Source organism: Phenylobacterium sp. (assembly GCF_036502675.1).
Lineage (GTDB): Bacteria > Pseudomonadota > Alphaproteobacteria > Caulobacterales > Caulobacteraceae > Phenylobacterium.
In genome coordinates this window covers 1-26,113 of sequence record NZ_DASXYF010000015.1, presented here as the reverse complement: position 1 = coordinate 26,113, position 26,113 = coordinate 1, and the positions used below count along the sequence as shown (strand labels likewise).

The following is a 26,113-nucleotide window of genomic DNA, read 5'->3' as shown; positions in this document are numbered from 1 at the left end:
CGGAGGTGCGAGATGAGCCTGCTGTTCGACACCAGCGACTGGAACTTCGAGACGCTGAAGCGGACCTACGACGCGATCGAGAAGATCGCCGTCGACGAGATGGGCCTCGATCCCTATCCCAACCAGGTCGAGGTGATCAGTTCCGAGCAGATGCTCGACGCCACCTCGTCCATCGGCATGCCGATCTTCTACCACCACTGGTCGTTCGGGAAGCGCTTCGCCCACGACGAGGCCATGTACCGCAAGGGCTATTCGGGCCTGGCCTACGAGATCGTCATCAACTCCAACCCCTGCATCTCCTACATCATGGAAGAGAACACCATGACGATGCAGACGCTGGTGATGGCGCACGCGGCGTTCGGCCATAATCACTTCTTCAAGAACAACTACCTGTTCAAGGAGCAGACCGACGCCGGCGGCATCCTCGACTACCTGACCTTCGCCAAGACCTACGTCGCCCGCTGCGAGGAGCGCTACGGCGTCGCCGCCGTGGAGCGGATCCTCGACTGCGCCCACGCCCTGATGGACCAGGGGGTCAACCGCTACGGCCGCCGCGCGCGGCCCAGCCTGGCCGAGGAGCGGGCGCGCGCCGAGGCCCGCCAGACCCATGCCGACGAAACCTACAGCGACATCTGGCGCACCCTGCCCGGCGTCCAGCGGCCTGCGCTGGTGGTGGCCCGGCCCGAGACCGACAAGCTCGGCCTGCCGGAAGAGAACCTACTGTATTTCCTCGAGAAGTTCTCGCCCAAGCTGAGGGACTGGGAGCGCGAGCTGCTGCGCATCGTGCGCAACATCGCCCAGTACTTCTTCCCGCAGCGCCAGACCAAGGTGATGAACGAGGGCTGCGCGACCTACGTCCACTACAAGATCATGAACCGGCTGTACGACACCGGGCAGATCGGCGACGGGGCCATGCTGGAGTTCCTGGCCAGCCACTCCGCGGTGGTGTTCCAGCCGGACTTCGACGACCCGCGCTACTCGGGCGTCAACCCCTATGCGCTGGGTTTCCAGATGATGTGCGACATCGAGCGCATCGTCACCGACCCCACCGACGAGGACCGCGAGCACATGCCGGAGATCGCCGGCGCCGGCAACGTCATGAAGGTGCTGAAGGACGCCTGGGCCAACTACCGCGACGACAGCTTCATCGCCCAGTACCTGAGCCCGCGCCTGATGCGGAAGATGCGGCTCTTCAAGCTGGCCGACCGCGCGGCCCAGCCGCACTACAAGGTCGACGCCATCCACGACGCCCGCGGCTATCGCGACGTGCGCCGCGCGCTGGCCCGCCAGTACGATCCGGGCCTGCGCGACCCGAACATCCAGGTGACCGGGGCCAACCTCGCCGGCGACCGCCGCCTGACCCTCACCCACCGCCTGAACGACGAGGTCCCGCTCGCCGAGCGCGACGCCATCGCCGTCCTGGGCTACGTCGCCGACCTCTGGGGCTTCGACGTCGAGCTGGTCGGCCTCAACCAGCAGGACGAACAGCGCTACCGCTTCGACCTCGGCGCCGCGGCGCTGGCGGAGGCGGCGGCGTAGCCACCTCCGGTGACAGCGCCTCAGCCGCCCGTCCCGTCTTGCGCCGAGGCCACCACCGGCCGATAGCGCCGCGCCGCCTCGAACGCCCGGCCGATGTCCAGGAAGCCGCGTCCGACCTTGGCGTCCGCCGCCCCCGGCCGCGGCGACCGCGCGGCCTGCAGCAGCAGCTCCGCCGCGTCCTGGGCGCCGAGCTCCGGCCGCGCCTCCATCAGCAGCGCCAGGCCACCCGCCACATAGGGCGCCGAGAACGAGGTGCCCGAGACCTGGTAGCAGACCTTGTCGTCGCAGTTGGCGAACAGCTTCTCCCCCGGCGCCGCCAGGTAGCGGGCCCGGGTCGTCCCGGCCCGGTTGGACCAGCCGGCCAGGGTGGCGTCGGGCGCCGTGGCGCCCACGGCGATCACCGAGCGGGCGAACCGCGGGTCGGCGGCGTAGCGCGCCGGCCAGGCGGGGTCGGCGGCGGTCTCGTTGCCGGCCGCGATGACGACCACCGCGCCCGCGGCGGTCGCCCGCTCCAGCGCCGCCTCGAACCGCGGGCTCAGGCGATGCTGCCCCTCCACCGCCAGCACGATGATCCGGGCGCCGTTCCGGATCGCATAGTCCATCCCCCGCGCCAGGTCGTCGGTGCGGAAGGCGCACTCGGCCAGGCACGACCCGTCGATGTCGGCGCGGATGGACAGCAGGCTCGCCCCGTAGGCCACCCCCACTAGGCCGCCGCCGTCCAGCGCGGCGGAGATCGCGCCGGCGATCGCGCCGCCGTGGTCCGCGAACCTGCTGTCGGCGATGCGCGCCGGATTGAGGTCGATGGAGGCGGCGACCGCCTGCCTGGCCACCTCCGGCCGGGCCCAGGCGAGGCCGGTGTCGATGACCGCGACGGTCACGCCGAGGCCGGTGTAGCCGGCGCGGAACGCCGGCTCCGGATTGACCTGGCGGACGCCCCAGCTGCGCAGGTACTCCGCGCTGCCCGGCCGCGGGATCAGCACCCGGCGGGGCGGGGCGGCGCGCACCTTGGCGGGACGCGACCAGTCCGCATAGGCCGGGGGCCTGGGCGGTCGCGGCTCCGTCGCGCATCCGGCAAGCCACAGGGCCGCGCTGGACACCGCCAGCGTCCTGGCCACAATCGACGCCGCGCCGGAGGCGCTGAAGGAGATCATGCGGATCTCGCCGGTTTTTCTGCGCTCAAGGTGAAATCGCCGGGCGCGGCTGGCAACAGAAATCGGCGCGCCGGGCCGCGAGGGAGCAGCGCCATATGGACGGGCTGGAGATCGGGCTGTGCTGGGGCGCCCTGCAGAACGCCAGCCTGCCGCAACTGATCGAGGCGGCGGGCCGGCATGGGTTCCCCACCATCACCCTGCGCCCCGCGGCCTTCCTGGCGGCGCTGGAGGAGGGCCTGACCGAGAAGGCCCTGCGCCGGCGGCTCGCCGACGCCGGCGTGCGGGCGACGATGATCGACGCCATCTCCAGGGGCATGCCCGGCATGCCGCCGCCCGAGGCGCTCGACCCCGCCCTGCACCCGGACGCGGAAACCTGCCTGCGCGCCGCCGAGGCGCTGGGGGCGCCGGTCGTCAACGTCGCCCACTTCGCCGGCCGCCCCGTTCCCCTGCAGCAGATGGCCGAAGCCGTCGGCGGGATCTGCCGCCGGGCCGGGGCGCGCGGGCTGCAGGTGGTGCTGGAGTTCATTCCCGACACCGGCCTGCCGGACCTGGCCTTCGCGCAGGCGGTGGCGAGGGCCTGCGGCGAGGCCAACTGCACCGTCATGCTCGACGTCTGGCACCTGGCCCGCTCCGGCGGGACCATCGGGGACATCCGCCGCCTGCCGCCGGACGCCATCGGCGGCCTGCAGCTCTCCGACCGCACGCCCCCGCCGCCGGGAACCCCTTACGTCCCCATGAGCGGTCGCGACCTGCCGGGCGAGGGCCGGCTTCCGCTCGCCGACATCGTTCGGGCGGCGCTGGCCAACCGCCCCGGGCTCACCGCCGAGGTCGAGGTCTTCAACGACGAGCTGCGCAGCCTGCCCGTCGACGCCGCCGCCGCCCGCATCGCCGCCGCGGTCCGGGCCTGGCGGGCCGCCTGTTGAAGCCGGCGCAAGGAATGGGCATCCTGACCGCCCTCGACGCAGGCCGGCGCCGGCCACGGCGGTCGGGGTATGGAGCGAGCCCAGGTCATGGCTGAAGCCACCGGGCGGCTGGGGGGCCGCCGCGTCCTCGTCACCGGCGCGGCCTCCGGCATAGGCCGGGCCATCGCCGAACTGTTCGCCCGGGAAGGCGCGAGGCTGGCGCTTGTCGACCGCACGGCCGACGCCCTCAAGGCCGTGAGCGCGGCGCTGGGGGCCCTGCCGCTGGCCCTCGACGTCTCCTCCGAGAACGAGGTGACCGCGGCGGTGGCGAAGGCCGCCGGGGAGCTGGGCGGCCTGGACGGGGTGGTGAACGCCGCCGGGATCTACCAGGCCATCCCGCTGGCCGAGACCGACTACGACACCTGGCGGCGGTTCATCGACATCAACCTGACCGGCCCCTACCTGATCTGTCGCGCCGCCCTGCCGCACCTGCGGGCCGCCGGCGGCGGGACCATCGTCAACATCAGCTCGATCGGCGCCCTGCAGCCCGCGCCCGGCCAGAGCGCCTACGCCGCTTCCAAGGGCGGGCTCACGGCTTTCACCAAGGCCCTGGCGGCGGAGCTGGGCCACGAGAAGATCCGCGCCAACGTGATCTGCCCGGGCATGATCCACAGCGGCATCACCCACGGCCTCTATACGCCGGAAAAGGCCGAGGCGGTGGCGGCGGCGCGAACCTCGCTGCCGCGCATGGGCCAGCCGGAGGAGGTCGCCGCCACGGCGCTGTTCCTGACCGGCGCCGAGTCGTCCTACGTCACCGGCAGCACCGTCGCCGTGGACGGCGGGCGGTCTTACTATTAGGCGCGCTTAGGCGCGCTCGAAGATGGCGGCCAGGCCCTGGCCGCCGCCGATGCACATGGTCTCCAGGCCGTAGCGGCCGTCGCGGCGCTTCAGCTCGCGCAGCAGGTTGGCGAGGATCCGGCCGCCGGTGGCGCCGATCGGGTGGCCCAGCGAGATACCGGAGCCGTTGACGTTCAGCCGGTCGCGCTCGTCCCAGCCCCAGCCCTTCAGCACCGCCAGCACCTGCGGGGCGAAGGCCTCGTTCAGCTCCACGAGGTCGATGTCGTCCCAGCCCAGGCCGGTGCGGGCGAACAGCCGCTGCACCGCCGGCACCGGGCCGATGCCCATCCGCGACGGCTCGCAGCCGGCGGCGGCCCAGGAGACGAACCAGCCCATGGGGTCCAGGTCCAGTTCGGCCAGCTTGTCCTCGGCCACCACTAGGCAGGCGGCCGCCGCGTCGTTCTGCTGGCTCGCGTTGCCGGCGGTGACCACGCCGTCCTTCTCGATCGGCCGCAGCTTGGCCAGCGACTCGGCGGTCACGTCGCCGCGCACGCCCTCGTCGCGGTCGAAGACGATCGGGTCGCCCTTGCGCTGCGGCACGGAGACCGGGACCAGCTCGTCGTCGAACTTGCCGGCGTCCCAGGCGGCGGCGGCGCGCTGGTGGCTCGTCAGCGCATATTCGTCGGCCGCCTCGCGGCTGATCTGATAGTCGCGGGCCAGGTTGTCGGCGGTCTCGATCATGCCGCTGATCACCCCGAAGCGGCTGACCGGCTGGCTCATCACCCGCCCGCGGGCCAGGCGGTCGTGCATCGTCACCGAGCCGGCCCGCGCGCCCTTGCGCATGTCGGTGGTGTAGTACTCGACGTTGCTCATGCTCTCGACGCCGCCGGCCACTACCACGTCGGCCGCGCCGGTCTGGACCATCATGGCCGCGTCTATCACCGCCTGCAGCCCCGAGCCGCAGCGGCGGTCGAGCTGGTAGCCCGGGGTGGTGATCGGCAGGTCGGCGGCCAGCGCCGCGTAGCGGGCGATGCAGGGGGCCTCGCCGTTGGCGTAGCCCTGGGCGAACACCACGTCGTCGATCTTCTCCGGGTCGATCCCGGTGCGGTCCACCAGCGCCTTGAGCACCACGGCGCCCAGGTCCCCGGCCGTCACGCCCGAGAGCGCGCCCAGGTACTTGCCCACGGCGGTGCGGATGGGGCTGACGATCGCGGCGCGTCTCATTTCGGGCTCCAAATCAAGGACCTGCCGGGATCGGGAACGCGCCGTCCGGGGCGCGGTGATCCGCGGGCTCGGCTGGCGAGGGGCCAGCACAGGGTCATTTGCGTTGGGCGTGGCGCGGGGTCAAGGACCCCGCGGTCGCAGGCGCGAGCGCGGTTCCGCCGGAAACTTGCCGTTGGAACCTCGCCCCGCGCGGGCCATCCTGGCCGCAACGACGAACACGGAGAGGAGCCAAGAATGGTCGAGACCGTGACGAGCGAACGCAAGGTGCTGGCGGAGGGCTTCTGCCTGACCGAAGCCCCGCGCTGGCGGAACGACCGGCTCTATTTCTCCGACATCCAGGGCCACGAGGTGCACACCGTCGACCTGGCCGGAAAGGTGGAGACCGTCGCGTCGTTCGACGGACCCTGCTCGGGCCTGGGCTTCCTGCCGGACGGCGACCTGCTGGTGTCGCTGATGGCCGCCGCCAAGGTGGTGCGGATCTCGGGCGGCGAGGTCAGCGACCACGCCGATGTCGCGCGCTACGCCGACGAGCGCATCAACGACATGATCGTGGACCCCGCCGGCCGGGCCTATGTCACCCAGCTCGGCCCGCCGCCGGTCGCGGGCTCCGACGCGCCGCGCTACACCCGCATCATCATCGTCGAGCCCGACGGCCGGGCGCGCGTCGGCGCCGAGGGCCTGCAGGGCCCCAACGGGATCGGCGTCTCCCCGGACGGCCGGACGCTGGTGGTGTCGGAGTCCGGCGGCGCGCGGGTGAGCGCGCTGGACATCGCCGCCGACGGCGGCCTCTCCAACCTGCGCGCGTTCGCCGAGCTGCCCGCCGGCCAGTGCCCTGACGGCCTGTGCCTCGACGCCCAGGGCGGGGTGTGGGCGGCGGTGGTGTTCGCTGAGGGACCGCGGCCCCTGACGCCGGGCCCCGGCTTCTGCCGCTACGACGCGCGGGGCCGGCTCACCCACCTGATCCCGCTGGAGGCCGGCCGCCATGCGGTGGCCTGCACCTTCGGCGGGGCCGACCGCAAGACCCTGTTCCTCTGCACCTCCGGCGCGCTGGCCGGGCGCGAGGCCCGGCGCGACCGCTCGGCGCGCATCGAGACCGTCGCGGTCGCGGGGTTCAGCGGCGACGGCCTGCCCTGATGTCCTTATCAATTCCGAAGGTCGTCCAAGCCCGCCACCAGCGTTTGCGAACTTCGGAATCGGGACGCCAGGGGCTCAGCGCCCGCCGACGCCGGTGTCGGTGCGGATGCGGCTGAGCGACCGGCTGGCGATCAGCCACCTGCCGTCCACCTTCTCGTAGGTCTCGCGGTAGTGGCCGTAGCCGTGCAGCCAGTGCGGCACGCCGTCCTCCTCCCACCAGAGCATGTCCTCCATCGGCCAGATCCCCTTGGCCGTGGTGTCGGAAGCGATGTCGATCTCCGGCTCGTGGATCTGGTGGGCGGTGGTGCGCTTGTTCTTGCCGTCGAGGTAGCCGGCCAGCGTCCTGGCGATGGCTCCGCCGCCCACCACCGGCCCCTGCACCACGCCGCTGTCGCGGAAGGTCTCGTTGTCCTGGAACGTATAGGAAACGGCGGTCTCGGTGTGGCAGGCCGCGTAGCCCGGCCAGTCCTTCTCGTCCATGCAGCGGACCCGGCGGGCCTTGAGCTGCCTGATCTCCTCGATCGCCAGCAGCTTTTCCAGGTCGGTCATGATGCGCTCCGGCGCTTCGTTCAGTCCCTGTGCCGAGTCTTATCGGCAGAGGCCCTGGGCGGACAACGGCTTTTCGCCGCGCCGTCAGCCGTCAGCCGCGCAGGCTGTGTCGATCGCCTGAGGCGGCGCGGTCGCGTCCGCGATGGCGTCGAACAGCTTGGCCGCATCCACCGGCTTGGCCACGAAGCCGTCCATGCCGGCGTCGGCGTAGCTGCGCAGCTGGTGGGTCATCACATTGGCCGTCAGGGCGATGATCGGCGTGCGCGCGAGGCCGAGCTCCGCCTCCAGCTTGCGGATCGCCACGGCCGCCTCCAGGCCGTTCATCAGCGGCATCTGGGCGTCCATCAGCACGACGTCGAAGTCCTGCGCGCGGCGCGCCTCAACGGCCAGGGCGCCGTTGTCCACCATGGTCAGCTCCACCCCCAGCGGCTCCAGCAGGGCGGCGAGGATCAACTGGTTGGTGGGATTGTCCTCCGCGGCCAGCACCCGCAGCGGACGATCCGCCGCCGCCCGCGCCGCCCGCGGCGCCTCGGTCGCGGCGGCCAGGCGCTCGTGCGGCTGGAGCGGCAGCTCGAAGGCGAAGGTCGAGCCCCTCCCCGGTTCGCTCTCCACCGTCAGGGCGCCGCCCATGAGCGTCACCAGCTCGCGCGAGATGGCCAGCCCGAGGCCTGCGCCGCCGAACCGCCGGGTGGTGGAGGAGTCGGCCTGGGAGAACTTCTCGAACAGCCGCGGCAGGTGCTCGGCCGGCACGCCGATGCCGGTGTCCTGGACTTCGAAGGCCAGTCCCGACGCCGATCGCGTCACCCGCGCCACGACCCGGCCCCGCTCGGTGAACTTGACGGCGTTGGCGGCCAGGTTGGCCAGCACCTGGCGCAGGCGGGTCACGTCGCCCATCCAGGTCCCCAGCGCGTCGGCCGCGATATCGATCTCGAAGGTCAGGTCCTTCTGCGCCGCCACGCTGGCGAAGGCGTCACAGGCGGCGTGGACGGCGTCGCCGAGGTCGAACGGGTGGGCATCGAGCTCCAGCTTGCCGGCTTCGATCTTCGAAATGTCCAGGATGCTGTTGAGCACATTCAGCAGCAGCTCGCCCTGGGCGCGCACCAGCGCCAGGCGCTGGGCCTGGCCGGGCTCCAGCGGATGGCGCGCCATGACCTGCGCCATGCCCAGCACGCCGTTCAGCGGCGTGCGGATCTCGTGGCTCATGTTGGCCAGGAACTCGCTCTTCGCACGGCTGGCGGCCTGGGCCTCGTCACGGGCCTGGACGAGGTCGTCCACCGCGTCGGACAGGCGCGCCTCGTTGGCGTCGAGGCGCCGGACGATGGTCCAGACCCGGACGATCAGGACCCCGGCCGCGGCGAGCAGCACCAGGAAGCCCAGGGCCAGCAAGGGGGCGGCGTTGCGCAGGACCGCCAGTCCCGGCCGCTTGACCCGCCAGGACAGGTCGCCGATGGGCCGGCCGGCGACGTCGGTGAGAGGCAGGGCCGCCCGGCCCTTGGCGACGGTGGGGGCGACCACCGCGTCGTGGACACGAAGCTCCCCCTTCAGCGCCGCCAGGAAGTCGCGGTCCATGCGCTGGGCCGAGATCACCGCCACCCCGCGGCCCGGCCGGCGCGGGGCGCCCCAGGCCTCGGGCGTCACCGTCGAGGCGGCCGCAAAGTAGTACACTCCCTGCGAGCGGACCACGCCCTGCGCCTGGGCGGCCAGTTCGGGGGCGGTGGGCCGTTGCACGGTCCCGGGCAACACCTGGGCCTTCTCCGCCCGGCGCATGGCCGCCAGCAGCGGCTGCACGTCCGCCTGGAACCGCGCTAGCTCGGCGGGGGCGACACGGCGGTTCCAGGCGTAGGCGTAGAAGGGCCGGTCGGCGCCGTCGAAGGCGATGGTCCGGTCGTGGCTGCGGTTGTTGGCGAAATAGGTGCCGATCTCGGCGTCGGCCCATTTGACGTCACCGCCCGGGTGCAACTGCGCGTAGGCCTGGTCCCAAACCGTGACCGTGGTGACATCGCGCGCCAGCCGGTTCTCGAACCGCTCCAGGGTGCGTTCGACGAGATGGCGCTCCTCGTGCGCCTGCAGGTCGTCGACGGCGCGGGCGACGAAGGTCAGCAGGGCTACGCTGCCGGCCAGCACCAGCGCCACGACCAATCGCCCGGTCATCACGAGGCGGCGCACGTCGCGCTGACTGGTCCGCAGATCTGAAACCATTTTTGATCTACCCCTGGTTCAGTCTGCTGTGCCACCGTTTCGGTTAAGGGCTCCGAAACGCCACGGTCTGCGACCAAATTGCCGCATCTGCGTGCGGCCTGCCGCATGGACGCGCCTATTGGCGCCGTGACTCCGCCCCGCGGCGGGCTTATCGGTCGCTGGAAGTCGAACGACGGAGGGAAGGGCGTGGAGCTCGAGGGCAAGGTCGCCATCGTCACCGGCGCCAGCGCCGGCATCGGACGGGCCTATGCGCTGGCGCTGGCGGGCGCCGGCGCCACCGTGGTGGCCGCGGCCCGCAGCCTGGGCAGGGCCGAGGACGGCGTCGCGCCCAGGGGCACGCTCGCGGAAGTGGTGCGGGCCGCGCAAGGGCTGCCCGGCCGGGTCTACGCCCAGGTCTGCGACATCGAGCGGGAGGCCGACATCGCCCGCTTGATGGAGCAGGCGGCCGCGAACTTCGGGCGCATCGACGTGCTGGTGAACAACGCCGCCATCTACCCGCACTACGACACCCTGGGCCTGACCCCCGACGAGTGGGACCTGAACATGCGGGTCAACGTGCGCGGGCCCTACCTGGCCATCCGCCACGCGGCGCCGCAGATGATGCGCCAGGGGGCCGGCAGCATCGTCAACCTGACCTCGCTGTCCGCCCTGCCCACCCCGCGGGGCTCCGCGGCCCACGAGGGGCTGATGGTCTACGGGGTGTCCAAGGCGGCGGTGAACCGGCTGACCACCTACATGGCCGAAGAGCTCAAGCCGCACGGGATCGCAGTCAACGGCCTCAGTCCCGGCGGGGTGCTCACCGACACCTGGGCCAGGGTTGACCCGGCGGCCTTCGCCGCGGCGAAGGAGACGGCGACGGGGAAGCCCGCGACGCCGGAGGTCATGGGCCCGGCCCTGATCTACCTGGCCCAACAGACCGCCCAGACCATGACCGGCCAGATCGTCCACACCGACCAGTTCCGAAAGAGCTGGCCTTAGGACGCGGGCGCCGCGGGGCGGACCCTGTGGCGCGGCGGCCGCACGAGGATGTCCGGATGTCCGAACTGAGATTCGACGGCCGTGTCGCCCTGATCACCGGGGCCGGCCGCGGCATGGGCCGCGAGCACGCCCTGCTGCTGGCGCGCCGCGGCGCGAAGGTGGTGGTCAGCGACGTGGGCGTCGGCCTGTTCGGCCAGGGCGCCGACGCCGCCCCCGCCGAGGAGACCGTGGAGGCCGTCCGCGCCGCCGGCGGCGAGGCGGTCGCCTACCTGGCCGACCTGACGGCGGACGGCGGGGCCGCCGGGGCCGTGCGGTCGGCGGTCGAGGTGTTCGGGCGGCTCGACGTCCTGGTGCACAACGCAGGCTTCACCCTGGGCGGCGCGGCCTTCGAGCACGACGCGCCGGAGCGGCTTGAGAAGCTGCTGGCGATCAACACCCGCGCGGCCTTCGCCCTGATGCTGGAGGCCTGGCCGGTCTTCCAGGCGCAGGGCTACGGGCGGGCGGTGCTGGTCGCCTCCACCGCGCTCTACGGCCTGCCGGGCAGCATTCCCTATTCCACCGCCAAGGCCTCCTACATCGGCCTGGCCCGCGGCCTCGCCGGCGAAGGCGCGGCCCAGGGGATCAAGGTCAATGTGGTCAGCCCCTCCGGCGCCACGCGCATGGCCGACAACATGGCGGAGTCGGAGTTCAAGGCCTGGTTCCTGAAGACCATGCGCGCCGGGCAGGTCTCGCCGCTGGTGGCCCTGCTGGCGCACGAGGACTGCCCGGCGACCGGCGAGCTGTTCGTGGCCGGCGGCGGCCGCGTGGCCCGCACGGTGATCGGCGAGACCCGCGGCTACCTGAACCCGGAGATGACCGTCGAGGATCTGCGCGACCGGATGGCGGCCATCCTGGCCGAGCCCGCCGTCTTCCACCCGATGACCACACAGGAGGCGCTCGCCGACTTCATGACGGTGCTGGGCTACATGCCGTCGAGCCCGGTCGGCGCCATCGCCGGGCGGACGGATTAGGGCGCTGCCGCCTTCGGCCCATGCACGGCCGGAATGACCTCGCCGATCAGCCGCTCTGTCTGGTCGAACACGTCGGCGTCGCCGGAGGCCGCCGGGCGCAGGATGAACTTGGTGACGCCCGCCGCCTCATAGGCCTTCAGCCGCTGCAGGATCTCCGCCGCCCCGCCGGTCACCACGACGTGGTGGCTGTCGCGCGTGGGAAAGGCCTTGCGGTAGCCCGCGCGCCGCGCCTCCACCGCCGGGTGGTCATCGGGGCCGAAGCGGTAGGCGAAGCTCGCCCCGAAGTGGTCGTCCTGCATCGGCCGGCCGGCCTCGACCGCCGCGGCCTTGATCGCCGCCACGACGGGCCCGACCTCCTTTACGGATTCCACCCCCGCGTGCCAGCCGTCGCCGAAGCGCGCCGCGCGGCGGATCGCCGCCGGGGCCGATCCGCCGAGCCACAGGGGCATCGGCCGCTGCGCCGGCAGCGGCAGGATGGCGGCGCCGCGGTAGCGGAACCAGCGGCCCTCGAAGTCCACCGTCTCGCCACGCCACAGGCGGGTGATGATCTCCAGCGCCTCGTCGGTGCGCGCGCCCCGGCCCTCGGTTGCGGTCCCGGTCACCCGCCAGTCCGGCGAGCCGAGCGCGCCGACCCCCACGCCCGGCAGGAACCGCCCGCCGCTCAGAAAGTCGATGGTCGCGCATTCCTTGGCGACGATCAGCGGGTCGCGGAAGCCCAGGGCCAGCACGTTCATGCCGAACCTCATCCGTTCGGTGGCGCCGGCCAGGGCGGCCATCACGCTCATGCACTCGAGGAAAGGCGCGGGCCCGGCCAGCCGGTCGGATTGCCAGAGGGAATCCACCCCGCCCGCCTCGCAAAGGCGCACCCAGCGCCAGAAGGCGGCGGCGTCGGAGAACGGGAAGTCCGCCAGTCCCAGGCCGATGCGAACCGCCATGCCGCCTCCCGCTCAATCCTGCGTTGTTCGCGCGCCCGAACGCCGCGCAAGTCTGGCCCAGGCGCGTGCAAAGCGCACGCGATGACAGCTTATTCGTGCAGGGACTGCAAATTCGGTTGAACGCAGGACGCGCAGACGACAAACTGAAGTCGCTGCGCGCCTGGCGATCCCCTCCCGCGCTGCGGCATAACTTGGCCCGGCGAGATTTATTTTTCGCCGGGTCATCTTTTTGATTTCGTCACGTTGCGCAAGCCGACCTGGTGCGGCCGGCGGCGAAATCCCGGGCATTGTGTTCAAATGGTCACGGAACCGCGGGCGGCTCAAACCACCGCGGCGCGGCGTTTCTCCCCCTTGGCGCCGACGCTGCGGAAGTGCGGGATGACCTTGTCGCCCCACTGGCGGATGGTCTCCATCCGCTGCTCGAAGGTCAGGGTGGCGTACTGTGTCAGGCACTTGACCTCTTCCGCGCCGGCCGCCTCCAGCTTTTCCACGTGGGCGACGGCGTCGCGCCAGTCGCCGTAGGCGTGGTCGACGTTGAAGGCCGAGGCGAACAGCGATCGCTCGTTATGGAAGGCCGGCGGCACGTCGCCGCGGTCATAGCGGTCCAGCATCTCCTGCTTGGCGCGCTGCATGAAGGCGTAGTTGTCCTCGTGCTCGGTGTGCTCGTTCGGCTCCGGCGTGCCGCTGCTCCAGTGCTTGACGCTCTCGCCGAAGAACCGCTGGCCGCGGGCGCCCATCTGCCTGGCCGCCTCACGGTCGTCGCTGACCACCGTGGGGCAGGCGACGGAGAAGTGGTGGTTGATGACGGTCGCCACCTGGTCCCCGGGTTTGCGGGTACGGGCGGCCTCGTCGTAGCTGCGGCGCAGCTCCGCCACGCTGTCGGGTCCGCCGAACCCCATCACCATCGCGCCCACGCCGTAGCGTCCCGCGATCTCCACCGTCTCCGGCCGCGTGCAGGCCAGGAACAGCGGCGGGTGCGGCCACTGCACCGGGCGCGGCAGGATGTTCAGCGGCGGATTGCCCTCCGGCGCCTTGATGGTCAGGAGCTTGCCCTCCCATTCGAAGCCTTCCGTCAGCCAGGCCTTGCCGATGATCCGCAGGGCCTCCTCCACCTCGCCGTAGGTGCGCTTGGAGTCGACGTTGCAGAGCGCCAGCTCCTGGGGCATGCCGCCGCGGCCCGCGCCCAGGTCGAGGCGTCCGCCGGAGATGATGTCCAGCATCGCCGCCCGTTCGCAGACCCGGGTCGGGAAGTTGTAGTTGAACGGCATGCAAACCACCCCGTGGCCGATGCGGATGCGCGAGGTCCTGGCCGCCACCGCCGAGAGGAACACCTCCGGCGCGCTCATGTGCGAGTACCACTTGGTGGCGTGGTGCTCGACGGTCCAGACGCGGTCGAAGCCCTTCTCCTCGGCGTAGACGCATTGGTCGAGGGTGCCGCGCAGCAGCTCGTGCTCCCGCTGGGGCGTGGGGTTGATGAGCTGGGCTCCGAACGAAAGGCTGAATTCCATGGCTGTGCCCTTGGTTGGCCGGGATCCGGCGCGATGGTGGCGACAGGAGTCCCGTTCCAGGCCGTCGCGAGAAGCACCGAAGCGATCAGGACGCCGATACAATTCCGTGCAGACGGGATTGGCGCGTCGCCGATGAGCGGTATTGTATCGGGCGACCAGGCGCTTGAGGTGCGGATCATGGCTGACGGCGGCGACAGGCGGACGCTCCCGCCCGCCAGCACGGACGCGTTGCTGAACGCGGCGGCGGAACTTGCGGCGCCCGCGCCGGGCCACGCGGCCAGCCCGGCCCTGGAAAGCTTCTCCAGCCTCTACCTCGACTGGATCCTCCTCCAGCGCGGCATGTCGCGGCGGACCGCCGACCGGCGGGAGAAGTCCAGCCTGATGCTCTCCTGCCTGGTGAGCGCCAAGTCGCTGGGCGAGGCGCTGCAGCTCTATGGCCGCTTCGCCAAGCTGCTGTGGGGCGACGCCTGGCTCACGGAGGTCCGCGACGCCGGCGAAAGCCTGGAGCTGGTGTTCACCCCTCCCCTCAAGGCCGACGACGCCGGGCTGATCAGCGATCTCTGGGACCTGGCGCGCGTGCTTTGCGAGCTGGAGTGGCTGGTGGGCGGGCCGCTGGACGGCGTGACCGGCCGGGCGCGCAACCCGATGCTGATCGAGCCCGCCACGGCCGCGCTGCTGTTCGGCCGGCCGCTGACCTGCGGCGCGTCCGAACTGGCGCTGTCGGTGCCCAGGCGCCACCTGGGCCGGGGGATCGTCGCCCGGGCGCGGGACATCGACCGGTTCTGCGCCTCGCTGCCGCTGACGACGCTGGCGGGCGCCGCGCGCCGCCGACCGGACCTGCGGACCCTGGTGGCCAGCCTGATCCGCAAGGACCGGCTGCAGACCTCGCCGGAGCCCACCACCCTGACCACCGTCGCCGCCCGGCTGGGTCGGAGCCCCGCCACGCTGCGCCGGCAGTTGCGCGCGGAGGGCGCGGGCTTCCGCGAGATCAGCGAGGCGGTGCAGGACGACCTGGCCCGGGGCTGGCTGGCGGACAGCGCGCTGACCATCGAGTCCATCGCTGACCGCCTGGGCTACAGCGACGCCTTCGCGTTCCGCCGGTGGTTCCGGCGCCGCAACGGCTGCTCGCCCTCGGCCTTCCGCCGTGCAGGCGAACTCAGATCGCCTTGCTGTCCTGCAGGTCGGTGATCTCGGCGGCGGAAAAGCCCAGCTCGCCCAGGATCTCGTGGTTGTGCTCGCCCAGCAGCGGCGGACGCCGCGCGATCTCCGCAGGATGGGCGGAAAGCTCCACCGGCCGCACATAAGGGATGGGCCCGGCCGCGCCGGGGTACTCCACCTCCTGGATGAAGTCGGCCGCCGCCACATGGGCGTCGTCCAGCACCTGCTGCGGCGAGAGCACCGGCCCGGCCGGCAGCCGCGCCTCGGCCAGGCGCTCCAGGGCCTCGGCGGAGGTGTACTGGTCGCACCACGCCTGAGTCCGCGCGCTGATCACGGCGCCGTTGTCGCCGCGGCCGGTGTCGTCCTGGAAGCGCGGGTCGTCCAGCCAGTGCGGCTCTCCGATCAGCTTCGACCAGCGGCGGAACAGGGCGCCGCCCAGCACCTGCACCATGATCCAGCCGTCCCGGGTGCGGAAGATGTCCACCGGCCCGCCGGTGGGCCCGCGGTTGCCCTGGGCGACGCGGTTCTTGCGGGACACCTGCTGCTCGATCAGGGGGGCGTTCATCACCGTCATCGCCGACTTCAGCAGGTTGCCGCGCACCTCCTGGCCGCGTCCGGTCCGGTCGCGGTCGCGCAAGGCCGCCATCACGCCCAGGGCGGCCAGCAGGGCGGTGGAAACGTCCGCCCAGTTGGCGAAGGAGCGCACCGGCTGGCCGTCGAAGCCGGTCAGGTAGGCCGCGCCCGACATGGACTGCGCGACGCCGTCGAAGCCCACCCGCTCGCTGTATGGGCCGCTGGGCCCGAAGGCGCTGACGGCGGCCAGGATGATGTCGGGCCGCACCTTGCAGAGGGCCTCGTAGTCCAGGCCCAGGCTCACCAGGGTGGGCTGCGGCAGGTTCACCACCACCACGTCGGCGCTGGCCACCAGGCGGCGCAGCGCCTCGGCGGCCTTGGGATGCTTCAGGTCCAGCGTCATGCCGCGCTTGTTGCGGTTGGACTGCAGGAAGGTGGCCCCGTCGCCCTGCGGCGTCTGCGGATAGAGGAAACGGTCCTCGCCGCCCTCCGGCCGCTCCACCCGGATCACGTCGGCGCCGAAGTCGCCCAGCAGGGCGGCGCAGAAGGGACCGGCGATATACCGCCCCAGGTCGAGCACCCGGACATTCTGCAGTACGCCAGCCATGGGCCGCCCCTTTCGATCACGCGCGGGCATCGCCTACGCCATCGCGGCGCCGGGGAGAACCCCTACGGACCGAAAGGCTCCGGCCTCAGGCCACGGCCCGGCGCCTCCCGGCCAGGGCCGCCACGCCGCCCAGCCCCAGCACGCCGGCGACGATCCCCGTCGCCAGGTACATGCCGTGCAGGCCGAGCGCGACGGTGATCGGCCGCAACACGAAGGGGTTGAGGAATCCGCCGGCGAACTGGGCCGTCTGGAAATAGCCCAGCGCCTGCGCGCGGATGGCCGGCGAGGCCAGGCGCAGGATCTCCTCGGTGAGGAACGGCAGCAGCAGCCCCACCGCCGCGCCCATGCCGAAGCAGCCGGCTACGAACACCGCCACGCCGGGGAACAGGCCGGAGAGCATCAGCCCGCCGGAGCCCAGCACGACGCCCAGCGCCACGGTCGCGATCCGCCCGACGCGCGCGACCAGGGCGCCGTAGAAGAACGCCGCCACCATGGCGGCGGCGCCCTGCACCGACATCACCGCCGCGCCGACGGTGGTGGAGACGACGCCCAGGCCGGCCAGCAGCAGCGGCAGGTGCGTGAAGGTGGTGGTCGCGGCCAGCAGCAGGATCGCCACGGCCAGGTAGGCCGGCGCCAGCGGGAAATAGGCGGCGAATGCGGTCGAGCCCTTCTCACGCCGCACCGGCGCCGTGCGCCTGACGCCCGCTGCGGCCACCGCCAGGGTGGCGAGGCCCACGAGCACGAACAGCAGGAAGGACGCGCGCCAGCCGGCGGCCTCGGCGATCGCGCCGGACAGGAAGGTGCCGCCCGAGCTGACCAGGCTGCCGAACGCGGTCTGGTAGCCGATGATCCGCCCGCGCGCATCGCCCTCCCAGTGCTCGGCCAGCACGACGCCGGCCGCGGTCACCAGCGTCGCCGCCGCGGCGCCGAGCAGGAAGGCGCCCGCCAGCAGCACCGCGGCGTTCTGGGCGTAGAGGCCCGAGGCCCCGGCCAGGGTGAACACGGCCGCGGCCGCAAGGATCGTCCGGCGCACGCCCAGCAGGGCGGTGATCCATCCGGCGGCCAGCCCGCCGACGGCGAAGCCCAGCAGCGGCCCCACCACGATCCTCTGGGCCACGGCCTCGCCGCCGAAGCGTTCCGCCACCGGCCGCAGGATGGGGGCGATGACCGAGAAGGCGATCGAGATCACCCCCGCCGCCAGCATGACGAAGGCGATCAGCCAGACGCTGCGCCGGGGCGCGGCGTCCGGCGGCGCGGGATTCCCGGCCTGGGGGTCGGCCATGGCGCGTCCTCCGTATTTCCCGGCTCAGGGCGCCGTGCTGGCCGGCTGGTTGCGGCGCGCGGCGTGGTGCGCCGCGTTCCAGGCGAAGGCGATGGCCGCGCCGATGCTGGCGCCCGCCCCCGGATAGCTGCGCCCCATCACCGAGGCGGTGGAATTCCCCGTGGCGTAAAGGCCCGGGATCGGCGAGGCGTCGGCCTTCAGCACCCGGCCGCACTCGTCGGTCATCACCCCGCCCGCCGTGCCCACGTCGCCCGGGTACACCTGCAGGGCGTAGAACGGCGGCGTCTCGATGGGCCCGAGGTTCTGGTTGGGCTTGTTGGACCGGTCGCCGCCCAGGAAGTGGTCGTACTCGCGGGCGCCGCGGTGAAAGTCCTTGTCCACGCCCGAGCGGGCAAAGCCGTTGAAGCGCTCCACCGTGTCGCGCAGCACCGCCGGGTCGATGCCGCACAGGCCCGCCAGCTCATCGAGGGTGTCGGCTTTCTTGAGGTAGCCCGCGTCGATCCACGCCTGTGGCGTCTGCCCCGGCATGGCGGTGTAGAGCGGGTAGCTGCGCCGGTTGCGGTCGTCGAGGATCATCCAGGCCGGCACGGCGGGGACCGCCTTGTGACGGGCGTACTGCTTCTGGCCCACCTCCATGTAGGACGCCGACTCGTTGCAGAAGCGCCGGCCGGACTGGTCGACCATCATGGCGTGCGGCCGGCTGATGTCGGCCACGTGGGAAGCCCGGGACCCCGCGACGCCCGGCGGGACGGAGATGGTGTTCCACCAAGCCTCGTCCATCAGGTCGACCGCCGCGCCCAGCCGCATGGCCGCCTGGATCATCTCGCCGGTGTCGCCGGGGTTGGCGTGGGTCCATTGCACCGACGAAGGCTGCGGCCCCCACTGGGCGCGCATCTCGGCGTTGTGGGAGAAGCCGCCGGCGTTGATCAGCACCCCGTCGCGCGCGCCGATCCGCTTGCCGGACGCCAGCGCCACGCCGACGACGCGGCCGTCCTCCGAGATGAGGTCGCCGACCGGGGTCTCCAGGCGGATGTCGAGCCTGTGGTCCAGCGCGATGCGCAGCAGCCGCGACTGCAGCGCCAGGCCCATGCCCGCCCAGCGCCGGCCGGTCAGCTTGTTCACCAGGACCCGCCCGGCGACCCGCATGGCCACCAGCTTGCCGGCCCAGGTGGTCTTGACCATGCCCAGCCGGCCCACTTCGTGGATGTTCATCGGCGCCGGCAGGGCCGCGAGCCGCCGCGGCGTCTCGGCCCAGGCGCCCAGCTTGCGCAGGTCGTAGGGCTTGGCCATCACCGTGCGGCCGCGCGAGGTGCCGCCCGGCCGGTCGTCGTAGTAGTCGGAATAGCCCTCCGGCCGGAAGAACTGCATCCCCTGGCATTCGAGGAACTCGAGCGCCTCGTTCACCCCCGACAGGAACGCCCGCCGGCGCGCCGGGGATGAGGCCGGGCCCACGTCGCCCACCACCGACTGGAAGTAGGTGAGCGCCTTTTCCTGGGAATCCGGCACGCCCTCGCGGCGCATCAGCATGTTGTTGGGCGCCCAGATCACCCCGCCGGACGTCGAGGTCGAGCCGCCGAACTTCTCCGTCTTCTCCAGGATCACCGAGGACTTGCCGATGGTCTGCAGCCAGAGCGCCGCGCAGACCGACCCCGCGCCGCTGCCCACGATGACGAAGTCGAAGGTCTCCTCGAAAGCCAACACCGGCCTCCCTGATGATATTATGGTTGTCCGGCGCAGCCCGCCCAGTTCTCCGCGTCCCCCCTGGCTTGTCAAGCCAGGCGCCGCCGCCGCCACATGGCGGCTGGATCACCGCCGGAGGGTTTGCCAGGATGGCCCCGCCGGGCCTCGACGCCCGCGATCATGGGGAGGCGGGAATGTCGTCCGATCAGCAATCCAACGGCCAGGACCTCGGCCGCCGCGACGCGCTCAGGCTGCTGACGCGGGTGGCCGCGGGGTCGGCCGCGGCGGCCGCCACGCCGCTGGCCGCAGGCGCGGCCGCAGGCGCGACCGAGCGCCCGCACCTGAACATCGCCTCGCTGTTCAGCCTGCAGGACAAGGTGGCGGTGCTCACCGACGTGGGCGGGGGCGGCAGCCGCGAGGTGGCGCTGCTGCTGGCCGCCGCCGGCGCGCATGTGGTCATCGCCGACCGGGTCTATGCGCCGGCCAGGGCGCTGGCGGCCCAGATCGTCGCGGCGGGCGGCCATGCGGTGGCGTTCGACACCGACATCGAGAGCGAGGCGTCGGTGGTCGCGCTGTTCCAGGACGTGGCCAAGGCGGCCGGCCGGGTGGACATCCTGGTCAACTGCGCGGGCATGCTGGCCCGCCAGCCGCTGGTCGAGACCACCGTGCAGCAGTGGGACGACGTGCAGTCCCTGAACCTGCGGGCCAACTTCCTGTGCATGCGCGAGGGCGTGAAGCAGATGCTGGCCGCCGGTCGCGGCGGGCGCATCGTCAACATCACCACCATCGGCGCGCTGCACCCGGTAATGAACGGCAACGAGGCCTATGGCGCGGCCCGTCTGGGGGTCACCGGGCTCAGCCGCACCACCGCCCTCGACTACGCTCCGGACGGCATCCTGGTGAACACCGTGCTGGCCGGCGCCATCCCGGGCAAGGTCAGCTTCCACCCGACGACGGCCGCCGCGCTGAAGGCTGGCCGCAAGATGGGCGGGCCGATCCTGCAGCCCGGCAGGCTCCCGTTCGGCGACGGCGACATGACCGACGTGGCCGCCGCCGTGCTCTACCTCGTCAGTCCCGCCGGCCGCTACATGACCGGCCAGTCCATGGTGCTGGACGGCGGCTTCCTCCTCACCTAGGCGGCCACCCTCCCCGGCCGGCCCGACATGGTGAACGGTCGATGAACCGGCCGCCCCGCATCAGTTCATCGGCCGATCGGTATCTCTGACGAAACGGAGGAGTTTCCGATGAAGACTGCTATCTTCCTGAGCGCGGCGGCCCTGACGCTGGTCGGCTCCGCGGCTGCGGCCCAGCCCTACGGTTATGGCTATGGCGACCGCTACGAGCGCCACGCCTATCGCGACAGCGATCGTGACGGGATCCCGGACAGGCGGGAATGGAACCGCGACCGCGACCATGACGGCCGGCCCGACCAATACGACCGCTACGACAACCGTCGCGACCACCATCGCCACTGGCGCGGCGCCCGATCCTACTACTCGCAACCCGGGTATGGCTACGGATACGGATACGGCTCGAGGGACCGGTACGACGGCCGGTACGCGCCCTACCCCTACCGCCGCTGGTAGTGCACCGGAGGCCGGCGGAGCGGCGCCCGCCGGCCTTCCCGTGCAGGGCCCAAGGCGCCCGAGGCCGGCCCGCGCGCTTTGGCTTCTCGAAAAATGCGTTCAGGAATATGAGCCACGGCCCGCGATCGTGCTAGGCTGGTCTCATCGCAGGCTCGATCACACAGGCGCCTACGGCTGGGAGACATCGGAGCGCTCCCGCCTGTCAGTCGGAGTAAAGCCATGTCGGGCAAGGCCCTGATATCCAGCAAGCGTATCCAGAAACTGCGCGACCTGATCGCGACGGCCGAGCGCGAGGGCGCCGGCCCGGGCGACATGCTGCTTCGCCTGACCTTGGGGGACGCCTCGGAACTGAGGCGCGACCGCAGCGTGGCCCTGCACGAGATCCGGTTCGCCGAGGGCGAGATGCACTTCCTGGGCGTGAAGGTGCTGGAGGGCGGCGTCACCGCTTCGCGCCTGGACCTGGCGTCGGCCTGACCGGCCGCCCTCAGCCCCCCACCGCCGCCTCGCCGCGCACCTGGCGGGTCTCCATCCACTTCAGATCGACATGGCGACGCCGGAACAGCCACGCACCGCCGCGGCGGACGTAGGCGTCGCCGTAGGTGATGGTCATGATCAGGTCGTTGGTTCGGCCGTCGTCCTGGCGCTTGAGGTGGTGGGACCGGGAGTAGACCTCGCCCGCGGCCGTGTCGCCGTCGATCCGGATCAGGTGGTTGTAGACCATGTGATAGGTGCGGTCGTAGCTGGCCTCCAGCATCGCCTTGATCCCGGCGATCTCGCCGCGGCCGTTCAGCTTGACGCCGGAGCCTTCGATGGCGGCGTCCTCGGTGAACAGGCCGGTGAGCCTGGCCATGTCCCGGCCATCGACGGCCTCGGCGTAGCGCAGGGCCAGGTTGCGGATCTCACTCTCATCCAGCAGGCGCCTCAGGTCCGGGGCCGTCTCCGCCATCGTCCGCTCCCTTCGTTGACCGGGCCCGGCCGGTCGAGGCCGGCGAGTTCCGCTCCGGCGCGGAAGCTTGTCAAGCCGCCGGGCCGAGCCCGTGTGTTGCGGAATCCCACCGCTTGGCGCGAGTATGCCGCCCGGCGCGCCAGACGCGCCTCCAGCCCTCCGGAGCCCGCATGACCGACGAGCCGATGATCGCCCGCAAGGAAGACGGCGTGGGCTGGATGACCTTCAACAACCCGCAGCGGCACAATGCGCTGAACGAAGCCATGTGCCAGCGCATCATGGAGATCCTGGCCGACTTCGAGGCCGATCCGGCGGTGCGCCTGTGCGTGATGACCGGGGCGGGGGAAAAGGCTTTCGTCTCCGGCGCCGACATCGGCGCACTGCCCGAGGGCCCGTCTTCGCAGCGCCCGGCGGCGCCGGCGCGGGCGGCCTTCAACGCCCTGCGCGACTTCAACAAGCCGCTGGTGGCGATGATCCGCGGCTGGTGCCTGGGCGGCGGCGTCGCGCTGGCGATGAAGGCCGACCTGCGCATCGCCGACGCGACCGCCAGGTTCGGGGTTCCCGCGGCGCGGCTGGGGGTGGGCTATCCGCTGGAGTCGGTGCGCGATCTGGTGAACCTGGTGGGGCCGTCGGCGGCCAAGTCGATCCTGTTCACCGCCGAGCGCCTCTCCGCCGAGCAGGCGCTCAGGCTGGGGCTGGCTGACGAGGTGCTGGCGCCCGAGGCGCTGCAGGCCCGCATCGGCGAGATCGCCGCGGCCATCGTCGACAACGCGCCGCTCAGCATCCGCGCCGCCAAGGCCGCCGTCGACCACGTGAGTCGCGGGCGCTGGTCGGAGGGCGAGGTAGCCGGCTTCGTCGCCGACTGCCTCGGCAGCGCCGACTTCAGGGAGGGCCGCAGCGCCTTCCTGGAAAAGCGGACGCCGGCGTTCAAGGGAGCTTGAGCATGGACCGGCCGCCGCCGCTCGCCCGCTTCAAGGTGCTGGACCTGACGCGGGCCCGGGCCGGGCCCACCGCGGTGCGGCAGTTCGCCGACTGGGGCGCCGACGTGCTGATGATCGAGGGCGGCGAGCCGATGGAGCTGACCGGCTTCCGCGACGGCTCCGACTTCCAGAACCTGCACCGGGGCAAGCGCAGCCTGTCGCTGGACCTGAAGTCCGCGGAAGGCCAGGCGATCTTCTACCGGCTGGTGGAGACGGCGGACGTGCTGTTCGAGAACTACCGGCCGTCGGTGAAGCACCGGCTGGGGGTGGACTACGAGACCCTGCGGGCGATCAATCCGCGGCTGGTCTACGTCAGCATCTCGGGCTTCGGCCAGGAAGGGCCCTATCGCGACCGGCCCGGCGTGGACCAGATCGCCCAGGGGATGGCCGGGCTGATGTCGGTCACCGGCCTGCCGGGACAGGGGCCGGTGCGCGCCGGCATCGCGGTGGCCGACAGCTCGGCCGGGATCTACGGGGCGCTGGGGGCGATGATGGCGCTGCTGGAGCGCGAGGCGACGGGCGAAGGGCGCTGGGTGCAGACTTCGCTGCTGCAGTCGCTGATCGCGATGTCGGACTTCCAGGCGGCGCGCTGGCTGACCGACGGGGTGGCGCCGGGACAGGCGGGCAACGACCACCCGACCGTGACGCCCATGGGCCTGTTCCCCGCCGCCGACGGGATGATCAACGTCGCCGCGGCCGGGGCGGTGATGTTCGGCCGCTTCTGCAAGGCGGCCGACGCCGAGCGGCTGCTGGCCGACCCGCGGTTTTCCACCTCCGCCGGGCGAACGGAGCACCGCCGGGCGCTGGCCGCCGAGATCGCCGCGATCACCAGCACGCGGCCCTGCGGCCATTGGGTGGAGGCGCTGAACGCGGCGGGCGTGCCCTGCGGCCCGGTCAACAGCATGGACCAGGTGTTCGCCGACCCGCAGGTGCGCCAGCTGGGCATCGCCCGCACCGTGCAGCATCCCAGGCTGGGGCCGCTGACCCTGGTGGGCCAGCCGATCGACGTGGCGGGATCGGAGCCGACCCTGGCCGCCGCCGCGCCCGACCACGGCGCCCACACCGACGAGGTGCTGGCGGGCCTGGGGTTCGACGCCGCGGCCGTCGCCGGCCTGCGCGAACGCGGGGTGGTGTGAGGCGGCGCAACGGAGGGGAGGCGTCCGGTTCCGGGGACGTTGGAAAACTGTGATGGCGGCTTGGGCCGGCCTCCCATAATCTCGGGCGGGTCAGCGGAGGAACGGGCGCAAGTCCCGCAGAAGCGGCCATGAAGTTTTCGATGATCTTCGAAGCCCAGCTCGTCGATCCGAGCCCGGCCGCCGAACAGAAGCTGCTGCTGGAGATGGTGGTGGAGGCCGAGGCGCTGGAGCGCTACGGCTTCGACAACGTCTGGTGCGTGGAGCACACCGCGCTGACGCAATACGCCCACATGAGCGTGCCGGAGACCTTCCTGGCCTTCGTGGCCGGCCGCACCCGCCGGATCGGCCTCGGCCACGGGGTGATCTGCCTGCCGCCGGCCATGAACCACCCGATCAAGGTGGCCGAGCGGGTGGCGATGCTGGACATCCTGTCCGGCGGCCGGGTGCACTTCGGCGTCGGCAAGGGCGGCAGCCAGCAGGAGGCGGGCGCCTTCGGCTACGAGCTCGACAAGCTGCAGCCGGTGATCGACGAGGCCATGTACCTGATCCCGAAGATCATGGTGCAGGAGGAGATCGAGCACCACGGGACCTATATCGACATCCCCAGGCGGCCGGTCCACCCCAAGCCCCTGCAGACGCCGCATCCGCCGATGTACATGGCGACCACCCGGTCCGACACCCTGGCGATGGCCGGCGCGCGCGGCATAGGCGCCCTGGTGATGGGCTTCGGCGGGCCGGAGGACGTGGCGGCCAAGAACGCCGTCTACCGCAAGGCCTACGCCGGGCGCCGCCCCGAGGACCAGGTGGGCTTCCGCCCGACCGAGCACCTGGCGGCGCTCTGCCCGACCATCGTCTCGCACGACCGCGAGTTCGCCCGCCGCATCGGCCTGCGCGGCCAGCGGTTCTTCGCCGAGGCGCTGGCGCACTGGTACCAGGGCCTGCCCAAGCCCACGGCCTATGACCTCTCCGCCGAGGAGCACCTGGCGGCGCTGGACGACCTGCGGCGCGAGAAGTTCGCGGTGATCGGCGAGGACAAGATCGCCCTCGACGGCGAAAGCTCCAAGGACGGCCGGAACTACGGCTACTTCAGCGAGGTGAACGACGCCTACGGCACGCCTGAGGACTGCATCTCCTACGTCCGGCGGCTGTTCGAGGCGGGGGCCGACGAAATCCTGTTCCTGTCGCAGATGGGCGGGGTCCCCCACGAGGCGATCATGGAGACCATCAGGCTGATCGGCGAAGAGGTCATCCCCCACTTCAAGGCGCAGGCGAAAACCTCCGCCGAGCCTGCGCTCGCCTAGAGCGTGATAGCCGGAAGTGGAAGCCGGTTCCGGCGACCATCACGCTCTATTTCAAAGACTTTCCGAGCATGTTTGGTTCGAGGAGAACCAAACATGCTCTAGGGGCGGCGCGCCGGGAATCGGACCGTGGGGTTTCCGTCATCGGATCGAACCGCGGGGTTTCGCCCGGGACAGGCGGCTGCCCTGTTGCGCCAAGATCCCGCCGAGTCCAAAATCCCGCCCGAGCACTGCCGACGACGCGGGCCGGAGGATGGAATGGACGACGGTTTCGATCACCAGAGAGCTAAGGACACGGCGGGAATCCGCGACGATTTCATCCCGGCGTCGAACTGGACCTCGCCGGAGTTGCTGAAGCTCGAGAAGGCGCGGATGTGGCCGAAGGTCTGGCAGGTGGCCTGCCGGCTGGAGGAGATCCCCAAGGTCGGGAACTTCGTCAACTACAGGATCTTCGACGACTCCATCCTGGTGACACGGACCGCCGAGGACCGCATCCAGGCGTTCTACAACGCCTGCCAGCACCGGGGCCGCAAGCTGCGGGAGGAGGAGCGCGGCCAGGCCGGCCAGTGGTACTGCCGCTTCCACGGCTGGCGCTACGACCTCGGCGGCTCGATCGCCTATGTCCACGACCGCGACGACTGGGACAACTGCCCCCTGAAGGACGAGGAGCTCGGCCTGAAGGAGGTCAAGGTCGCCACCTGGGCCGGCTGGGTGTGGATCAACCAGGACCCCAATTCGGTGTCGCTCGAGGAATATCTGGGCGAGGTCAAGACCCTCATCGACCCGTTCGAGTTCGAGACCGCCCGGATGGCCTGGTACGAGACCATCATCGCGCCGGTGAACTGGAAGGTGGTCTGCGAAGCCTTCAACGAGGCCTACCATGCGTCGGCCACCCATACGA

24 protein-coding genes are annotated in these 26,113 nt (G+C 71.6%); 14 read left to right on the top strand and 10 right to left on the bottom strand.

The annotated features are described in order from the left end of the window. Positions 1-12 precede the first annotated feature (12 nt). On the top strand, positions 13-1,539 hold the full coding sequence (locus tag VGL30_RS02045) for a SpoVR family protein (protein ID WP_331536259.1): 1,527 nt from the start codon (positions 13-15) through the stop codon (positions 1,537-1,539). A gap of 20 nt (positions 1,540-1,559) precedes the next feature. On the opposite strand, the gene VGL30_RS02040 is transcribed toward VGL30_RS02045, so the two are convergent. Continuing rightward, the gene (locus VGL30_RS02040; RefSeq protein ID WP_331536257.1) at positions 1,560-2,690 is read right to left on the bottom strand and encodes a S8 family serine peptidase; all 1,131 of its coding nucleotides are present in this window, start codon (positions 2,688-2,690) and stop codon (positions 1,560-1,562) included. 95 nt (positions 2,691-2,785) lie between these two features. Here VGL30_RS02040 and VGL30_RS02035 point away from each other — a divergent pair, with 95 nt between their 5' ends. Continuing rightward, entirely contained in the window at positions 2,786-3,613 is an 828-nt protein-coding gene (locus VGL30_RS02035) for a sugar phosphate isomerase/epimerase family protein (RefSeq protein WP_331536255.1), read from the top strand. Positions 3,614-3,700: 87 nt separating this feature from the next. Next, positions 3,701-4,450: an SDR family NAD(P)-dependent oxidoreductase gene (locus tag VGL30_RS02030; protein WP_331536253.1), complete on the top strand. Its 750-nt coding sequence runs from the start codon at positions 3,701-3,703 to the stop codon at positions 4,448-4,450. Positions 4,451-4,456: 6 nt separating this feature from the next. On the opposite strand, the gene VGL30_RS02025 is transcribed toward VGL30_RS02030, so the two are convergent. Continuing rightward, on the bottom strand, positions 4,457-5,653 hold the full coding sequence (locus VGL30_RS02025; protein WP_331536251.1) for an acetyl-CoA C-acetyltransferase: 1,197 nt from the start codon (positions 5,651-5,653) through the stop codon (positions 4,457-4,459). Positions 5,654-5,887: 234 nt separating this feature from the next. Between VGL30_RS02025 and VGL30_RS02020 the strand changes: the two genes are divergently transcribed. Beyond that, entirely contained in the window at positions 5,888-6,787 is a 900-nt protein-coding gene (locus VGL30_RS02020) for an SMP-30/gluconolactonase/LRE family protein (RefSeq protein WP_331536249.1), read from the top strand. A 75-nt stretch (positions 6,788-6,862) separates the two neighbouring features. Here the strand turns inward: VGL30_RS02020 and VGL30_RS02015 are convergent, their stop codons facing one another. Together VGL30_RS02015 and VGL30_RS02010 are read right to left on the bottom strand one after the other, a co-directional pair. Beyond that, a complete protein-coding gene (locus tag VGL30_RS02015) occupies positions 6,863-7,336 on the bottom strand; it encodes a nuclear transport factor 2 family protein (protein WP_331536247.1) in 474 nt (157 codons plus the stop codon). Between the two features lie 84 nt (positions 7,337-7,420). Then, complete coding sequence (locus VGL30_RS02010) at positions 7,421-9,535, bottom strand: ATP-binding protein (protein ID WP_331536245.1); 2,115 nt, start codon at positions 9,533-9,535, stop codon at positions 7,421-7,423. 186 nt (positions 9,536-9,721) lie between these two features. On the opposite strand from VGL30_RS02010, the gene VGL30_RS02005 reads away from it, so the two are divergent. Next, entirely contained in the window at positions 9,722-10,513 is a 792-nt protein-coding gene (locus VGL30_RS02005) for an SDR family oxidoreductase (RefSeq protein WP_331536243.1), read from the top strand. A 56-nt stretch (positions 10,514-10,569) separates the two neighbouring features. After that, a complete protein-coding gene (locus tag VGL30_RS02000; RefSeq protein WP_331536241.1) occupies positions 10,570-11,523 on the top strand; it encodes an SDR family NAD(P)-dependent oxidoreductase in 954 nt (317 codons plus the stop codon). Here the strand turns inward: VGL30_RS02000 and VGL30_RS01995 are convergent. Together VGL30_RS01995 and VGL30_RS01990 are read right to left on the bottom strand one after the other, a co-directional pair. Then, on the bottom strand, positions 11,520-12,458 hold the full coding sequence (locus tag VGL30_RS01995; protein WP_331536239.1) for an LLM class flavin-dependent oxidoreductase: 939 nt from the start codon (positions 12,456-12,458) through the stop codon (positions 11,520-11,522). The two genes, VGL30_RS02000 and VGL30_RS01995, sit on opposite strands and share 4 nt — an antisense overlap. A 320-nt stretch (positions 12,459-12,778) precedes the next feature. Next, a complete protein-coding gene (locus VGL30_RS01990) occupies positions 12,779-13,966 on the bottom strand; it encodes an LLM class flavin-dependent oxidoreductase (RefSeq protein ID WP_331536237.1) in 1,188 nt (395 codons plus the stop codon). A gap of 132 nt (positions 13,967-14,098) precedes the next feature. Here VGL30_RS01990 and VGL30_RS01985 point away from each other — a divergent pair, with 132 nt between their 5' ends. Further along, the gene (locus tag VGL30_RS01985; protein WP_331536235.1) at positions 14,099-15,154 is read left to right on the top strand and encodes a helix-turn-helix domain-containing protein; all 1,056 of its coding nucleotides are present in this window, start codon (positions 14,099-14,101) and stop codon (positions 15,152-15,154) included. On the opposite strand, the gene VGL30_RS01980 is transcribed toward VGL30_RS01985, so the two are convergent. The 3 genes from VGL30_RS01980 to VGL30_RS01970 form a co-directional block, all read right to left on the bottom strand. After that, entirely contained in the window at positions 15,123-16,304 is a 1,182-nt protein-coding gene (locus VGL30_RS01980; protein WP_331536233.1) for a CoA transferase, read from the bottom strand. The two genes, VGL30_RS01985 and VGL30_RS01980, sit on opposite strands and share 32 nt — an antisense overlap. Positions 16,305-16,389: 85 nt before the next feature. Further along, entirely contained in the window at positions 16,390-17,586 is a 1,197-nt protein-coding gene (locus VGL30_RS01975; RefSeq protein ID WP_331536231.1) for an MFS transporter, read from the bottom strand. Between the two features lie 24 nt (positions 17,587-17,610). Next, positions 17,611-19,284, bottom strand: a complete 1,674-nt coding sequence (locus VGL30_RS01970) for an FAD-binding protein (protein ID WP_331536229.1) — start codon at positions 19,282-19,284, stop codon at positions 17,611-17,613. 176 nt (positions 19,285-19,460) lie between these two features. On the opposite strand from VGL30_RS01970, the gene VGL30_RS01965 reads away from it, so the two are divergent. From VGL30_RS01965 to VGL30_RS01955, 3 genes are all read left to right on the top strand, one after another. Further along, positions 19,461-20,402: an SDR family oxidoreductase gene (locus VGL30_RS01965; protein WP_331536227.1), complete on the top strand. Its 942-nt coding sequence runs from the start codon at positions 19,461-19,463 to the stop codon at positions 20,400-20,402. Between the two features lie 108 nt (positions 20,403-20,510). Next, complete coding sequence (locus VGL30_RS01960) at positions 20,511-20,852, top strand: hypothetical protein (RefSeq protein ID WP_331536225.1); 342 nt, start codon at positions 20,511-20,513, stop codon at positions 20,850-20,852. 219 nt (positions 20,853-21,071) lie between these two features. Further along, on the top strand, positions 21,072-21,326 hold the full coding sequence (locus tag VGL30_RS01955) for a hypothetical protein (RefSeq protein ID WP_331536223.1): 255 nt from the start codon (positions 21,072-21,074) through the stop codon (positions 21,324-21,326). Positions 21,327-21,336: 10 nt separating this feature from the next. On the opposite strand, the gene VGL30_RS01950 is transcribed toward VGL30_RS01955, so the two are convergent. Then, on the bottom strand, positions 21,337-21,798 hold the full coding sequence (locus VGL30_RS01950) for a nuclear transport factor 2 family protein (RefSeq protein WP_331536221.1): 462 nt from the start codon (positions 21,796-21,798) through the stop codon (positions 21,337-21,339). Between the two features lie 170 nt (positions 21,799-21,968). On the opposite strand from VGL30_RS01950, the gene VGL30_RS01945 reads away from it, so the two are divergent. From VGL30_RS01945 to VGL30_RS01930, 4 genes are all read left to right on the top strand, one after another. After that, positions 21,969-22,739 (top strand): enoyl-CoA hydratase-related protein, encoded by a 771-nt coding sequence (locus VGL30_RS01945; RefSeq protein ID WP_331536219.1) that lies wholly within the window; start codon positions 21,969-21,971, stop codon positions 22,737-22,739. A 2-nt stretch (positions 22,740-22,741) separates the two neighbouring features. Further along, positions 22,742-23,914, top strand: coding sequence for a CaiB/BaiF CoA-transferase family protein (locus VGL30_RS01940; RefSeq protein WP_331536217.1), 1,173 nt, complete (start codon positions 22,742-22,744; stop codon positions 23,912-23,914). 128 nt (positions 23,915-24,042) lie between these two features. Further along, positions 24,043-25,215 (top strand): LLM class flavin-dependent oxidoreductase, encoded by a 1,173-nt coding sequence (locus VGL30_RS01935; protein WP_331536215.1) that lies wholly within the window; start codon positions 24,043-24,045, stop codon positions 25,213-25,215. Between the two features lie 255 nt (positions 25,216-25,470). Beyond that, positions 25,471-26,113 (top strand): aromatic ring-hydroxylating dioxygenase subunit alpha (locus VGL30_RS01930; protein WP_331536213.1); only part of this gene is annotated, 643 nt, incomplete at its 3' end.

Coding starts and splice junctions, on each gene's coding strand:
- VGL30_RS02045 (WP_331536259.1), top strand. CDS start 13: ATGAGCCTGCTGTTCGACACCAGCGACTGGAACTTCGAGACGCTGAAG.
- VGL30_RS02040 (WP_331536257.1), bottom strand. CDS start 2,690: ATGATCTCCTTCAGCGCCTCCGGCGCGGCGTCGATTGTGGCCAGGACG.
- VGL30_RS02035 (WP_331536255.1), top strand. CDS start 2,786: ATGGACGGGCTGGAGATCGGGCTGTGCTGGGGCGCCCTGCAGAACGCC.
- VGL30_RS02030 (WP_331536253.1), top strand. CDS start 3,701: ATGGCTGAAGCCACCGGGCGGCTGGGGGGCCGCCGCGTCCTCGTCACC.
- VGL30_RS02025 (WP_331536251.1), bottom strand. CDS start 5,653: ATGAGACGCGCCGCGATCGTCAGCCCCATCCGCACCGCCGTGGGCAAG.
- VGL30_RS02020 (WP_331536249.1), top strand. CDS start 5,888: ATGGTCGAGACCGTGACGAGCGAACGCAAGGTGCTGGCGGAGGGCTTC.
- VGL30_RS02015 (WP_331536247.1), bottom strand. CDS start 7,336: ATGACCGACCTGGAAAAGCTGCTGGCGATCGAGGAGATCAGGCAGCTC.
- VGL30_RS02010 (WP_331536245.1), bottom strand. CDS start 9,535: ATGGTTTCAGATCTGCGGACCAGTCAGCGCGACGTGCGCCGCCTCGTG.
- VGL30_RS02000 (WP_331536241.1), top strand. CDS start 10,570: ATGTCCGAACTGAGATTCGACGGCCGTGTCGCCCTGATCACCGGGGCC.
- VGL30_RS01995 (WP_331536239.1), bottom strand. CDS start 12,458: ATGGCGGTTCGCATCGGCCTGGGACTGGCGGACTTCCCGTTCTCCGAC.
- VGL30_RS01990 (WP_331536237.1), bottom strand. CDS start 13,966: ATGGAATTCAGCCTTTCGTTCGGAGCCCAGCTCATCAACCCCACGCCC.
- VGL30_RS01985 (WP_331536235.1), top strand. CDS start 14,099: ATGAGCGGTATTGTATCGGGCGACCAGGCGCTTGAGGTGCGGATCATG.
- VGL30_RS01980 (WP_331536233.1), bottom strand. CDS start 16,304: ATGGCTGGCGTACTGCAGAATGTCCGGGTGCTCGACCTGGGGCGGTAT.
- VGL30_RS01975 (WP_331536231.1), bottom strand. CDS start 17,586: ATGGCCGACCCCCAGGCCGGGAATCCCGCGCCGCCGGACGCCGCGCCC.
- VGL30_RS01965 (WP_331536227.1), top strand. CDS start 19,461: ATGTCGTCCGATCAGCAATCCAACGGCCAGGACCTCGGCCGCCGCGAC.
- VGL30_RS01960 (WP_331536225.1), top strand. CDS start 20,511: ATGAAGACTGCTATCTTCCTGAGCGCGGCGGCCCTGACGCTGGTCGGC.
- VGL30_RS01955 (WP_331536223.1), top strand. CDS start 21,072: ATGTCGGGCAAGGCCCTGATATCCAGCAAGCGTATCCAGAAACTGCGC.
- VGL30_RS01950 (WP_331536221.1), bottom strand. CDS start 21,798: ATGGCGGAGACGGCCCCGGACCTGAGGCGCCTGCTGGATGAGAGTGAG.
- VGL30_RS01945 (WP_331536219.1), top strand. CDS start 21,969: ATGACCGACGAGCCGATGATCGCCCGCAAGGAAGACGGCGTGGGCTGG.
- VGL30_RS01940 (WP_331536217.1), top strand. CDS start 22,742: ATGGACCGGCCGCCGCCGCTCGCCCGCTTCAAGGTGCTGGACCTGACG.
- VGL30_RS01935 (WP_331536215.1), top strand. CDS start 24,043: ATGAAGTTTTCGATGATCTTCGAAGCCCAGCTCGTCGATCCGAGCCCG.